Origin of the sequence: Gilliamella bombi (assembly GCF_900103255.1) — a bacterium.
Taxonomy (GTDB): domain Bacteria; phylum Pseudomonadota; class Gammaproteobacteria; order Enterobacterales; family Orbaceae; genus Gilliamella; species Gilliamella bombi.
The window spans coordinates 51,285-63,680 of the sequence record NZ_FMWS01000017.1 but is presented as its reverse complement, the minus strand read 5'-3'; the positions used below and the strand labels follow the sequence as shown (position 1 = coordinate 63,680).

Here is a 12,396-nt window from a genome sequence, read left to right as displayed (position 1 = left end):
TAAAATTGATAATAAAATTACTTTAGATATTTTAGGTAGAGAAAATGTAAATTACTTAACTTATAAGTAATTAAAAAAAGTTTTCGTAAATTAATTTTATACTCATAAGGGTCGAAACTGTAATTAACATTGGTCGAATTAATTTACGACCTTTGGCGATGACCATTTTAGCACCAAGCCTCGCTCCTATAAATTGACCAACTAACATAACCAATCCAATTGACCAGATTACTTCTCCCCCTATAATAAAAAACAGCAAGCCGGCCAAATTTGAGGTGAAGTTTAGTACTTTGGTATGTGCAGTCGCTTTGGTTAAATTAAAACCAGCTAACGTGATATAAGCTAACGCATAAAATGAACCAGCACCAGGGCCAAAAAATCCATCATAAAAACCTATACCAAAGGCAGGAATTAATGCGAATTGAATAAGTGAAAGGCGACTGTTACGGTCGTTTTCTCCAATAGTTGGAGAAAGTAGAAAATAGAGCCCAACGCTAATAGTTAAAATTGGTAATAATAATTTTAAAAAATCAGCTTGGATACGCATCACAGATAATGTTCCAATTGCTGAACCAACAAAAGCAAAAACGATTGCCCATTTTTGTTGTTTCAAATCCACCATATGCTGCCGGATAAAATATAGGCTAGCAGAAAACGAACCACCGCAACTTTGCAATTTATTGGTTGCCAATGCACTAGCTGGTGGCAGTCCAACAGCAAGTAATGCAGGGACAGTTAATAAACCACCTCCGCCAGCAATAGAATCAATAAAACCGGCCAAAGCAGCAATCAGAAAAAGTAAAATAAGCAGATCATAACTCATAATTTATTTACATCACCACATTGAGCCCGATAACGAAGGTAGTGATCCATCAGCACAATAGCAACCATTGCTTCAGCAATTGGTACAGCTCGAATGCCAACACATGGATCATGTCGACCATGAGTAGATACTTCAACGCTTTCACCCAAAATATTAACTGATTTACCTGGAATTTCTATACTAGGCGTGGGTTTAAGTGCTATGCTGGCTGATATGGTTTGTCCTGAACTAATACCACCTAAAATCCCACCGGCATGATTAGATAAAAAGCCTTTAGGTGTTATTTCATCACGATTTTCGCTACCACGTTTATTCACAACAGCAAAACCATCGCCAATTTCTACACCTTTCACGGCATTAATACTCATTAGTGCATGCGCAAGATCAGCATCTAGTTTATCAAATACAGGTTCGCCAAGTCCTACTGGAATATTTTCAGCAACAATGCAAACTTTCGCACCTATTGAGTCACCCTCTTTTTTTAATGACCGAAGCAGCTGTTCAAGTGCATCTAATTTACTCTCATCTGCGCAAAAAAATGGATTGTGTTCAACTTGTTGCCAGTCTTTCAATTCACATTTTACATCACCCATCTGAGCCAAATAACCACGAATAGTAATGCCAAGCTTTTCTTGTAGATATTTTTTTGCAATAGCGCCGGCAGCAACTCTCATAGCCGTTTCACGAGCAGAGGAGCGACCGCCACCGCGATAATCTCGTATGCCATATTTATTTTGATAAGTGTAATCTGCATGGCTTGGTCTGAAGATATCTTTAATTTTACTATAATCTTGAGAACGTTGATCGGTATTTTCAATAAGTAAACCAATACTCGTTCCAGTTGTAACACCTTCAAATACGCCTGACAAAATTTTGACTTGATCTGCTTCTCGGCGTTGAGTTGTATAACGAGATGAGCCAGGTCTACGACGATCAAGATCATTTTGCATGTCTGATTCTGTTAACGCAAGTCCAGGAGGAACACCATCGACAACACACCCTAATGCTACACCGTGCGATTCACCAAATGTGGTTACTTTGAATAATTTTCCGATTGAGTTTCCAGCCATAATAAATTTATTCCGATGATTAAAAACAGCTTATTTAAAACAGTAATGATATTGAATCAATTCTTCACGTGTGATAGAAAATACACCCAACCCACCACGTTCAAATTCTATCCAATTAAAAGGGACATCGGGATATTGTTGTTGTAAGCTAACCCAACTATTGCCGACTTCACAAACTAATACACCTGCTGGTGTTAAATAATTTATCGCATCTCGTAAAATTTTTTTTACCAGATCTAAACCATCAAAGCCCGCTTCTAATGCTAATTTAGGTTCATATAAAAACTCATCTGGCAAATCACTCATATCTTCACTATCAACATAAGGCGGATTAGTGACAATCAGATCGTATTGTTTTTCAGGCACATCATCAAATAGATCTGACAAAATAGGAGTAACTTGAAAATCCATTTCGTGCATCTCAATATTTGTTTGGGCGATATCTAATGCTTCTAATGAAATATCAGTTATATCAACTTGAGCATCAGCAAACTCATAAGCGCAAGCAATCCCTATACAGCCACTACCAGTACATAGATCTAAAATATTTTTAGGTTCAGTTAATATTATTTGCTCAAAATGGTTATCAATTAGTTCACCAATAGGAGAACGAGGAATTAATACACGCTCATCCACATAAAAAGCATGTCCACAAAACCAAGCTTGGTTAGTTAAATAAGGGGTTGGTACACGATCTTTTATTCGCTTTTGAATAATATCAATAATTTGATTTTTTTCATCATTAGTTAGATTAGCGGAATAAAATTCTTCAGGAATAAACAACGATAATCCTAACGTTGCTAAAATTAATTGTTTAGACTCATCAATAGGATTATCTGTACCATGACCTAAAAAGACATCTGATAGACTAAGTTGTGATGCTGTCCAACGTATAAAGTCTTGAACTGTGCGTAAGTTTTCCATAATGGCTCCAAATGATTAAGGAGAGGAAGGTATTGTTTGTCATTTTAAATAACAACTATAAACTACGAACTATTAAAATAATCTAGCTAGCTAGTTTTATAGCGTTATGAACTAATGATTCCATCTTTTAATGACTCAATATGGCGGTGAGGAAGGGATTCGAACCCTTGATACGTTGCCGTATACACACTTTCCAGGCGTGCTCCTTCAACCACTCGGACACCTCACCTCATTAGAACCCGCTTTTCAAAAGCAGGTTGCATACTATAATGATCACCAACTAATTAATCAAGCTTTTTAATTCATACAAACAATAAAACCAAATGTTGCCAAAACAGCTAACACAGCAATAGTTGTGATTAAAGCATATTTTAAATTTGAATCCATTATGTTATCTCCAATTATTTATTAGCTTTCTCGATTGGTAAATCAAACGTAATAACCTCTTTAATAGGGTTATTGCCTTTGATTTTGGGATACTTAGGTGCAAAATCAAGAAGTATCTCGATAGATTCATCTAAGTAAGGATCAGGTTTTTTATAATTTTTTGGTAAATCATCTAATTTAGTAATTGATGGTAAACCTACCTTATTTAAACGTGCATTAGTTCTTTTTAAATCACGTTCCTCATTATTTTTTTGTTCTACTTCTCGTTTTTTCTTATTAAGTGAAACAATATATTGACGATCTTTTTTATCATTAAATCGTTTGATATCTTCATCAATATACATAAATTCAGGATTATGTGAAATTCTGGCTAAATGTTGTGATTCTAAATCAGGCAACAATGGCTTAATATTGGCAAGAGTCAAATAATCAGCTGATGGTATTTTATCCCACGGTAGTGCGTTATCTAAAAAACGTTCTCCCGTTTCATCAACATACTTAACTTTATTCATTTCAATATCTGGCTCAACGCCTTTTAATTGTGTGCTACCACCATTGATACGATAAAACTTCTGAATAGTATATTGAGCCCCTCCAAGTTCAGGCCAACTTGGATGTAGTCTTGCATCAACTGGATAAGAGATGTTACGAGAAGTTTGGACGGTTCCCTTACCATAAGTGGTTTCACCAACTATTAATGCTCGCCCATAATCTTGCATAGCCGCAGAAAATATTTCTGATGCTGATGCACTATAACGATTAATCATAACAACAAGTGGCCCGGTGTATTCGATACCTTTATTCTTATCATTGTAAGTGATGACTTTTTGTAAATTATCACGTACTTGAACAACTGGTCCAGTATCAATGAATAAGCCAGTTAAATTGATAACTTCGGTTAACGAACCACCGCCATTATCACGTAAATCAATAACTAAACCTTGCAAATTTTCTTTATTTGCTTTTGATAAGAGTCCTTCAACTTTTTCCGTTAATCCCATATAGAAACTTGGTATTTCAATAACGCCAACTTTACCACGTGGATTATCGATAATATTTAATTTCGCTTCTCTATCTTCAAAATGAATCTTATCACGAGTGAGCTCAATTACTTTTGCCTTACTATTATTACCAGCAGGTAAAATTTCCAATCTTACAACAGTACCTTTAGGTCCACGAATTTTATCGACAATATCATCCAAGCGCCACCCAATAACATCTTCAATCGCTGAATTACTTTGACCTACTCCAATAATCCTATCCCCGATGGTAAGTAACTTACTCTTTTCAGCAGGTCCGCCTGTTACAAAAGACATAATCACCGTATAGTCATCTTGCTGGCTTAATGTTGCACCGATACCTTCAAATGATAAACTCATTTCGGAATCAAAATCTCGTTTTTTACGTGGTGCCAAATAACTAGTGTGAGGATCAATTTCTCTGGCAAATGCATTCATAAATACTTGAAAGGCATCTTCATTATTTGATTGCATTATCGTTTTTAAAACGCGATTGTAACGTTTACTTAAAACTTTACGGATCTCTTTTTCATTTTTTCCCGATAAGGATAAACTCAATTCATCATATTTAACACGCTTATCCCAATAAACATTAAGTTCGTTTTCTGATGTCGGCCAAGCAATTTCTTCACGATTAAAATCAATTTCATCATTGGCAGAAAAATCCATAGGCCGTTGTAAAACTTCAAGAGCATATTGATAACGGTCATAACGTTTTTTCAAAAAAAGATTGTAAATATCATAAGCCGTCTTTAAATTACCATCGATTAATTCTTGACCTAAAGACTCTTGTCTATTTCGAAAACCATCAACATCACTTTGAATAAAAATGGATTTACTACCATCCAATAATTTGAAATAGCGATCAAAAATCTGAGCTGAAAAAGCACCATCCAAGGAAAAATTACGATAATGTGATTGAGTAAAAAAATTCGTTACACGCTTAGCAACAACTTGGTGGATATCATCTTGCTTTAGAACTGGTATTTGTTCATTAGCTTGCGGTTTTGCCTGAACATTTTGGCTAAAAATACCCAAAATAAGGCTAAGTGTAATAATACCATTGAGTAATTTATTCATTCAAACTCTCTACTTATTGATAATATGTTCAGGTTTGACCGTTAACTCCATACCTGCACCAACCTTTACCTTAATATGCTCTTTTTCAATATTAATGACTTGTACTTTTATAGGTTTATTACCTACTATAACTTTAACAAAATCACCAATTTTTAAAGCTTTAGCTTTTTTAGGAAGCATCCGAGTAGCTTTACGTTTTTCTTTTTCACGTTCTTTAAAACGCTCTTTAGCTTTTTCTTTGCTCTCTTTCAACTGTTGTAGCGCATGATCTATCTGTTCTTGGCTAATAACCTCAGTAGGATTACCATCTAAATCAACACGATTGGCTCCTTCTTTTATACTATATAAGTAACGCCAACTCATTGTGTATGAGCGCAGTGCGGCACGGAGTTTAGTTTTACTAAGTTCGTCATTACCATCTAAACGAGAAATAATATCTTGAAAAATTCCAATCTTTAATGGCTTTGCCTCACCTTCAAGGGTAAAACAATTTGGGAATTGTTGAGCTAAATAAGCAATAATCTCTTTACTATTTGTTAATTGAAACTGTTTTTCCATTGGTTATTCCATAGCAACTAAATTTTACTAGCGTTAAAGTATATCGCAGCTTATATAATAACACTAACTATCTTTTTCGGTTTATTAATAAATTGTTATAAAATCTTTAATATCTGTATGTATTTGGCATAAAAGCCAAACAGCTTATTCATGAGTTGATAGCTAATTAAATGCTACCACTCAAAATCGATTAAAATAAATACTAAAACAAATTAAACTATCAAATTTTCTCTTGTATTGGGTAGAAAAGAATAACATAGATACTTATGGTTATAAACTAAGATAAATTAAAAAATGGAAATAAAATTTAGTGAATGATATAGAGAAGAAAATCTAATTACATTAAAAAAGTGCAGCACTAAAGAATTAAATTTTTTAATTATACCTTCAGTTGCTCTATCTTGAACGTTATAAAACATATGCTATTATCAATTCAAATTTCATATCAACTACAAATTAACACAATAGGCAACTATATCATGAAAAATATTAAAAAATTTCTGCTCATCCTTTGTTCTATACTTGCTTTATCAGCATGTTCACAAAAAAATTTTGTTGAGCAAGGCACACCGCTTAATAACGCAAAAGTAAGCAAAATTGTTGAAGGGTCATCAACTGAAGCTCAGATTCTGTCCCTATTTGGTGAGCCAACAACAAAAACCGCTATCAATAGCAACGAAACACAGTGGACATATCAATACACTAAAAAGAGCTCAACAAGTCATATGTTAATTGGCGAAACGCAATACAATATTATTGAAGGAAAGCTTGATATTATTATGTCTAAAGGGGTAGTAACATGGTTCAATTATGATGAAAACCAACGACAGAAAAAATGGTAATAAATTATCTTGTTTTATAGCACATCAACAAGATGTGCTAAGAATTTGTTATTTCAATCCTATGGAATTACATTACTTTACTCATGTTTAAATTTCAGTCATCTATTTCCTAAAGAAAAGACATCTCTGGACAATATTGCGCTTTAGGTTATACTCATTAACGAAATTAACCAGACAATCGCTGCTTTGTTGTTTTTATAAAGAAATAAACAAAGGGGAGGAAAGTCCGGGCTCCATAGGGCAGAGTGCCAGGTAACGCCTGGGGGATTTTTGCGAGAGTGAAAATTCACGACAAGTGCAACAGAGAGAAAACCGCCGATGGCTTATTTTATAAGATCAGGTAAGGGTGAAAGGGTGTGGTAAGAGCACACCGCGCAACTGGTAACAGTTGTGGCACGGTAAACTCCACTCGGAGCAAGGTCAAATAGGGATTCATTGGCGTGGCCCGCGTTGAATCCGGGTAGACTGCTTGAGCTAATGCGTGAGTATTAGCCTAGAGGAATGATTGTCCACGACAGAACCCGGCTTATCGGTTAATTTCACTTTCTACTTCTTGTTATCGTTTAATCCAATTTTAGATTGCTTTTTATTGCTTAAAGAGCGCTTAACAGCGAGAAAAATTGAAAAAATTAACCCTAACACCAACAACAAAACAGGTATTAGCATTAATAAAGACATGATCTGCTTTTCATACTCTTTGAAAACTGGTGATAATCCAAATAGGTAACCTAATGTCACAATCAAGAAAATCCATAATGTAGCACTGATTATATTATAAATATGGAATTTTCGACTGTGTAGTCCTGATAATCCAGCCATCATCGGTAATAATGTACGTACAAAAGCAATAAATCTCCCAATAAATAGCGCTTGTAATCCGTACTTATGGAATAATACTTCAGATTTATGATGATATTTTTCAGGTATATGTGCCATCCAACCTTGGACAAGCTTAGTATTACCAAGCCAAAGTCCTTGAGCATAACCTAACCAAGTACCTAAAGCAGCGCCAGCAATTAAAATAAAATTAATTAAACCAAAATGAAATACATTTTGGCTAATTAACACACCAGTTAAGAATAATAGACTGTCTCCAGGTAAAAAAGCCGCTGGTAAAACGCCATTTTCTAAAAGAATAATGACAAACAACATCCCATATAGTGTCCATAGCACATTAGGGTTTGAAAGCGTTGCAATGTCCAAATTAACAAACGCATGATAAAGTGTAATTATTGTTTCCATCTATTTTTAAATCCCATTGATGTATTATTATTAGTGGTTAATGGTACCACCAACGGTTAAATTATCCACTTTTAAAGTGGGTTGCCCAACCCCAACAGGTACGCTCTGCCCTGCTTTACCACAAACACCTACACCAGAATCTAATGCTAAATCATTACCTACCATAGATATTTGCTGCATAGTTTCTATACCTGAACCGATTAATGTGGCACCTTTAACTGGAGTTGTTATTTTTCCCTTTTCAATTAAGTAAGCTTCTGAAGTTGAAAACACAAACTTACCAGAGGTGATATCTACTTGTCCACCAGCAAAATTAGGGGCATAAAGACCATAATCGACGCTACTAATGATATCGTCAAAAGAAGAATTTCCTGCCAACATATAGGTATTGGTCATTCTTGGCATAGGTAAGTATGCATATCCTTCACGACGACCATTACCAGTTGAACATGTATTCATCAATTTTGCGTTAATCTTATCAAACATATAGCCTTTTAAAATACCATTTTCAATAAGCACTGTTTTTTGACTTGGAGTACCTTCGTCATCAATAGATAGTGAGCCACGGCGATTTTCAATCGTGCCATCATCAACAATAGTACAAACTTCTGAAGTAACTTGTTCACCAATTTTTCCAGAAAAAACTGAACTGTTTTTACGATTAAAATCGCCTTCTAAGCCATGACCTACAGCCTCATGTAACAAAACGCCAGGCCAACCAGCACCTAAAACAACAGGCATTGTTCCTGCTGGTGCGGCTTTAGCAGAAAGAGAAACAAGTGCTTGACGCACGGCTTCTCGGGCATAGCTGTCAGCATAACTTTCTGATGTTTTTGGGTTGATTGTTAAAAAATATTCATACCCAAATCGACCACCGCCACCACTACTTCCTCGCTCACGTCTACCCTCTTTTTCAACCAAAACTGAAACGGATAAACGCACCAAAGGACGAATGTCAGCTTTTAATGTACCATCAGTTGCTGCTATTAAAATATCTTCATAACTTCCAGTCAAACTGGCTGAAACTTCAATAACTCTAGGATCGATTGAGCGTGCTAAGTGGTCAATTTGTTGCAACAATTCAATTTTCTGTTCTTTAGAAAAAGAATTGATCGGGTTGATTGACGAGTATATAGATACTGTTTGAGCAGATTTAAATGGCGTCACTTTGATAGGTGTTTGTATTTTAGTGATTGAATTTGCTGCGAATATACTTTGTTCTAACCGCGCTAATGAAAGCTGATCAGTATAAGCAAACCCTGTTTTTTCGCCAACAACGGCTCTAACACCAACTCCTTGGTCACGATGAAATGAGGCATTTTTTATAATACCATCTTCAAGTAACCAGTTTTCATAATAACCAGATAGAAAATACAAATCACCAAAATCAATTTTCCTTGAGCTCAACATATCAAGCAAATGCGAAAGATCTTGTTGGTTTAGATTATTTGGGTTGAGCAGTCGTTCACTCACTTGAGTTACTATCATAAATTCCTTAAATTCTAATTGTTAACAGAAGTTTTTTGATAATCGATTATAACTAGTTGATCATAATAATTATTTAACTTTCATCATTTTTATACTGAAACGTATAGTTACCTGAAACTTTTTTACAAGATATTGCTTCTACATTAATACAACATCATATTGTTCTTGAATATAAAGTGGTTCAACTTTTACTTCAACACGTTTACCCACAAACACCTCAACTTCAGCTAAAGCATGGGACTCATCATTAGTTAAAGCATTAGCCACAGCAGCCGAGGCATAAACCAAAAAGTATTCTGAATGATGCGCTTTATAAACACGAACTATATCACGTAATATTTCGTTGCAAACTGTTTCTACCGATTTGACCATACCACGACCTTTACATGCTGGACATTCTTCACACAGAATATGCCCTATACTTTCACGTGTTCGCTTGCGAGTCATTTCGACTAATCCTAAACTCGAAAATAAATTAACAGTTGTTCTAGCTCTATCTTTAGATAAAGAATCATGCAGCGATTGTAACACCCGTTCACGATGCAAATCTTCTTGCATATCAATAAAATCAATAATAATAATGCCCCCCAAATTACGCAAACGTAATTGACGGGCAATTGCTATTGTTGCCTCAATATTAGTATTAAAAATCGTTTCTTCTAAATTTCGATGACCTACAAATGCACCAGTATTGATATCAATAGTAGTCATGGCTTCGGTTTGATCAATAATTAAATACCCACCAGACTTTAATTTCACTTTACGATCTAATGCTCTTTGAATCTCATTTTCGGTATCATAAAGATCGAAAATAGGAATATTACCACGATAAAGAGATAGTTTATTGGTTACTTCAGGCATAAATTCTTTTGTAAATTCAACCAATAAATCATAAGTTAATTTTGAATCTACTAAAATTCGTTCAATTGGATCACCAACAAAATCGCGCAATACTCGTTGGGATAATGCCAATTCCCCATAAACTAGATTCTTACTTACTGGGCGAGCCATGCGTTCTTGAATTTTAGTCCAAAGTCGTTTTAAAAAATTGGCATCTTGTTCTAACTCATGCGCACTTGCCCCTTCTGCGGCTGTTCTAACAATAAAGCCAGCTTCTGTTGTCACATATTGCTCAACAATATTTTTTAACCTTTCACGTTCTTGTTCACTTTCTATGCGTTGTGATGTGGCTACATGCGCAGAATTTGATCCAGGCATTAATACCAAATAACGTGATGGCAAAGTAATATCGGTTGTAAGCCTAGCTCCTTTAGTTCCCAATGGATCTTTAACCACTTGTACCATTAAGTCCTGTCCTTGGCGAACAAGTTCAGAGATATCTTTTACTTGAAATTGTTCTTGCTCTGTATCTGATACGCACTCAGTATGAGGCATAATATCTGATGCATGCAAAAAGGCAGCTTTATCAAGACCAATATCTACAAAAGCGGCTTGCATACCAGGCAAAATACGAATTATCTTACCTTTATAAATATTTCCAACAATACCGCGTCTAGACTCACGATCAACATGGATTTCTTGCAATACACCATCTTCGATATAAGCAACTCGAGTTTCAGATGGCGTTACATTCATTAATAATTCAACAGACATAGATTTCCTTTTAATTGATAGCAAAGCTTCGTCTTATTAGCCGCAAAAATAGATAAATGACAACCCATAATAGACCATCAACACAGCTTGATATAAAAATCAATGGCGATATTGTTATAGTATGATAAATACAGACTTGAAATAAAAATACCAGTAAATTATAACATATCGATATCCCAAAGATGATAAACGACTGTTGCCATAACGCTAAATTACGTATCAATTGGAATTTAAAAACAAATAAATAAGCAATAAATGAATAAATAAAAGCATGGATTCCTAAAATAGAACCAGTACATAGATCCATTATAGTTCCAAAAACAAATGCAGTACCAATCCCAACTCGATGAGGAAGCGCTATCAACCAATAAGCAAAAATTAAGATCAGTATATGTGGTTTAAATATACTATATGATGGAGACCACGGAATGATTTGTAAACATAAGCCTATTAATAGCGTTATCCAAATAATTATTATTCGATTACGACCCCTCATGTTTTACTCCTTGATTTCCCCACAATAACAATAAATAACGTAAACGCTTCAAATCCGCTGTTGGTGTTGCTGAAATAATTGGGGTTGAATCTGTAATATCAAGTTTTACTGAACTAACTACGGCTACCGGATATCCTTCAGGAAAACGGCCATCAAGCCCTGAAGTAACTAAAACATCGCCGACTTTTACATCAACGTTATTAGGCATAAATTCTAATGTTAAGTCATTACTACACCCGTTTCCCACAGCAACCATACCAATGTCGTTTCTTAATACTTGTACGGGTATCGCATGTTGATAATCGCACAATAAAATTGCACGACTAGTAGATTGGGCTGTTTCATAAATTTGCCCTACAATCCCTTTTTCATCAACAACAGGTTGCCCAACATAAACACCATCTTGTTTACCTTTATTTACAACAAATTGATAAACATAAGGATCAGTGTCTATAAGCAATACTTGTGCAGCCATCTTTTGTTCATCATGCCTTAAAGGTGAACCTAACAATTCGCGAAGTCTATCATTTTCATGTTTTAAATGCTCAAGTAACAATAGATCGTTTTTTTGTTGTAATAAAGCTGCATGCAAATTTGCATTTTCATTTATTAATGTTTCTCGTGTTTTGGACATCTCGTAGAGAGAATCAAACGACGACTTTGGTGCATTTGAAACATAATATAGAGGAGAAATAAGGGTATCTAAATAATAACGAATTTCTTTAAATGGACGATAATTGATATCTAATACAATTAGAACCAAGGCTAACGCCAGAGAAGTAAATAATTGTACACTAAGAGGGGAGCGTTTAGAAAAAAGTAATTTCATTGCCGGCACTTACCTGTTTAAAGC

12 protein-coding genes, 1 tRNA gene and 1 other RNA gene are annotated in these 12,396 nt (G+C 34.9%); 2 read left to right on the top strand and 12 right to left on the bottom strand.

Features of this window, described 5'->3' with window-relative positions; all coding sequences use genetic code 11:
- Positions 1-70: 70 nt before the first annotated feature.
- The 7 genes from B9N71_RS04660 to proQ all read right to left on the bottom strand — a co-directional run bounded on the left by B9N71_RS04660 (position 71) and on the right by proQ (position 5,861).
- Positions 71-823 carry a TSUP family transporter gene (locus B9N71_RS04660; RefSeq protein ID WP_085164448.1) on the bottom strand — a complete coding sequence of 251 codons (753 nt, stop codon included), beginning with the start codon at positions 821-823 and terminating at the stop codon, positions 71-73.
- Positions 820-1,893: a chorismate synthase gene (gene aroC, locus B9N71_RS04655; protein WP_065589546.1), complete on the bottom strand. Its 1,074-nt coding sequence runs from the start codon at positions 1,891-1,893 to the stop codon at positions 820-822. Before aroC ends, B9N71_RS04660 begins: the two co-directional genes overlap by 4 nt.
- A 30-nt stretch (positions 1,894-1,923) precedes the next feature.
- The gene (gene prmB / locus B9N71_RS04650) at positions 1,924-2,817 is read right to left on the bottom strand and encodes a 50S ribosomal protein L3 N(5)-glutamine methyltransferase (protein WP_085164446.1); all 894 of its coding nucleotides are present in this window, start codon (positions 2,815-2,817) and stop codon (positions 1,924-1,926) included.
- Between the two features lie 141 nt (positions 2,818-2,958).
- Positions 2,959-3,046: transfer RNA gene (locus B9N71_RS04645), tRNA-Ser, on the bottom strand.
- A 68-nt stretch (positions 3,047-3,114) separates the two neighbouring features.
- Positions 3,115-3,204: a cytochrome bd-I oxidase subunit CydH gene (gene cydH / locus B9N71_RS12765; RefSeq protein WP_141672672.1), complete on the bottom strand. Its 90-nt coding sequence runs from the start codon at positions 3,202-3,204 to the stop codon at positions 3,115-3,117.
- 14 nt (positions 3,205-3,218) lie between these two features.
- Positions 3,219-5,303, bottom strand: coding sequence for a carboxy terminal-processing peptidase (gene prc / locus B9N71_RS04640; protein WP_085164444.1), 2,085 nt, complete (start codon positions 5,301-5,303; stop codon positions 3,219-3,221).
- A 9-nt stretch (positions 5,304-5,312) separates the two neighbouring features.
- The gene (gene proQ / locus B9N71_RS04635) at positions 5,313-5,861 is read right to left on the bottom strand and encodes an RNA chaperone ProQ (RefSeq protein WP_065589543.1); all 549 of its coding nucleotides are present in this window, start codon (positions 5,859-5,861) and stop codon (positions 5,313-5,315) included.
- Positions 5,862-6,340: 479 nt separating this feature from the next.
- Here proQ and bamE point away from each other — a divergent pair, with 479 nt between their 5' ends.
- Complete coding sequence (gene bamE, locus B9N71_RS04630; protein WP_167370055.1) at positions 6,341-6,703, top strand: outer membrane protein assembly factor BamE domain-containing protein; 363 nt, start codon at positions 6,341-6,343, stop codon at positions 6,701-6,703.
- Between the two features lie 162 nt (positions 6,704-6,865).
- An RNA gene (gene rnpB / locus B9N71_RS04625) (RNase P RNA component class A) lies at positions 6,866-7,248 on the top strand.
- A gap of 1 nt (position 7,249) precedes the next feature.
- Here the strand turns inward: rnpB and B9N71_RS04620 are convergent.
- The 5 genes from B9N71_RS04620 to mreC all read right to left on the bottom strand — a co-directional run bounded on the left by B9N71_RS04620 (position 7,250) and on the right by mreC (position 12,372).
- Entirely contained in the window at positions 7,250-7,945 is a 696-nt protein-coding gene (locus B9N71_RS04620; RefSeq protein ID WP_034909688.1) for a DedA family protein, read from the bottom strand.
- 30 nt (positions 7,946-7,975) lie between these two features.
- Positions 7,976-9,433, bottom strand: coding sequence for a metalloprotease TldD (gene tldD / locus B9N71_RS04615; RefSeq protein ID WP_085164440.1), 1,458 nt, complete (start codon positions 9,431-9,433; stop codon positions 7,976-7,978).
- A 138-nt stretch (positions 9,434-9,571) separates the two neighbouring features.
- On the bottom strand, positions 9,572-11,047 hold the full coding sequence (gene rng, locus B9N71_RS04610) for a ribonuclease G (RefSeq protein WP_034909694.1): 1,476 nt from the start codon (positions 11,045-11,047) through the stop codon (positions 9,572-9,574).
- 10 nt (positions 11,048-11,057) lie between these two features.
- Positions 11,058-11,543 (bottom strand): rod shape-determining protein MreD, encoded by a 486-nt coding sequence (gene mreD, locus B9N71_RS04605; protein ID WP_085164437.1) that lies wholly within the window; start codon positions 11,541-11,543, stop codon positions 11,058-11,060.
- Positions 11,530-12,372: a rod shape-determining protein MreC gene (gene mreC, locus B9N71_RS04600; protein ID WP_085164435.1), complete on the bottom strand. Its 843-nt coding sequence runs from the start codon at positions 12,370-12,372 to the stop codon at positions 11,530-11,532. Before mreC ends, mreD begins: the two co-directional genes overlap by 14 nt.
- Positions 12,373-12,396 lie beyond the last annotated feature (24 nt).

Excerpts from the sequence above, each read along its gene's own strand:
- B9N71_RS04660 (WP_085164448.1), bottom strand. The coding sequence starts at position 823 with ATGAGTTATGATCTGCTTATTTTACTTTTTCTGATTGCTGCTTTGGCC.
- aroC (WP_065589546.1), bottom strand. The coding sequence starts at position 1,893 with ATGGCTGGAAACTCAATCGGAAAATTATTCAAAGTAACCACATTTGGT.
- prmB (WP_085164446.1), bottom strand. The coding sequence starts at position 2,817 with ATGGAAAACTTACGCACAGTTCAAGACTTTATACGTTGGACAGCATCA.
- cydH (WP_141672672.1), bottom strand. The coding sequence starts at position 3,204 with ATGGATTCAAATTTAAAATATGCTTTAATCACAACTATTGCTGTGTTA.
- prc (WP_085164444.1), bottom strand. The coding sequence starts at position 5,303 with ATGAATAAATTACTCAATGGTATTATTACACTTAGCCTTATTTTGGGT.
- proQ (WP_065589543.1), bottom strand. The coding sequence starts at position 5,861 with ATGGAAAAACAGTTTCAATTAACAAATAGTAAAGAGATTATTGCTTAT.
- bamE (WP_167370055.1), top strand. The coding sequence starts at position 6,341 with ATGAAAAATATTAAAAAATTTCTGCTCATCCTTTGTTCTATACTTGCT.
- B9N71_RS04620 (WP_034909688.1), bottom strand. The coding sequence starts at position 7,945 with ATGGAAACAATAATTACACTTTATCATGCGTTTGTTAATTTGGACATT.
- tldD (WP_085164440.1), bottom strand. The coding sequence starts at position 9,433 with ATGATAGTAACTCAAGTGAGTGAACGACTGCTCAACCCAAATAATCTA.
- rng (WP_034909694.1), bottom strand. The coding sequence starts at position 11,047 with ATGTCTGTTGAATTATTAATGAATGTAACGCCATCTGAAACTCGAGTT.
- mreD (WP_085164437.1), bottom strand. The coding sequence starts at position 11,543 with ATGAGGGGTCGTAATCGAATAATAATTATTTGGATAACGCTATTAATA.
- mreC (WP_085164435.1), bottom strand. The coding sequence starts at position 12,372 with ATGAAATTACTTTTTTCTAAACGCTCCCCTCTTAGTGTACAATTATTT.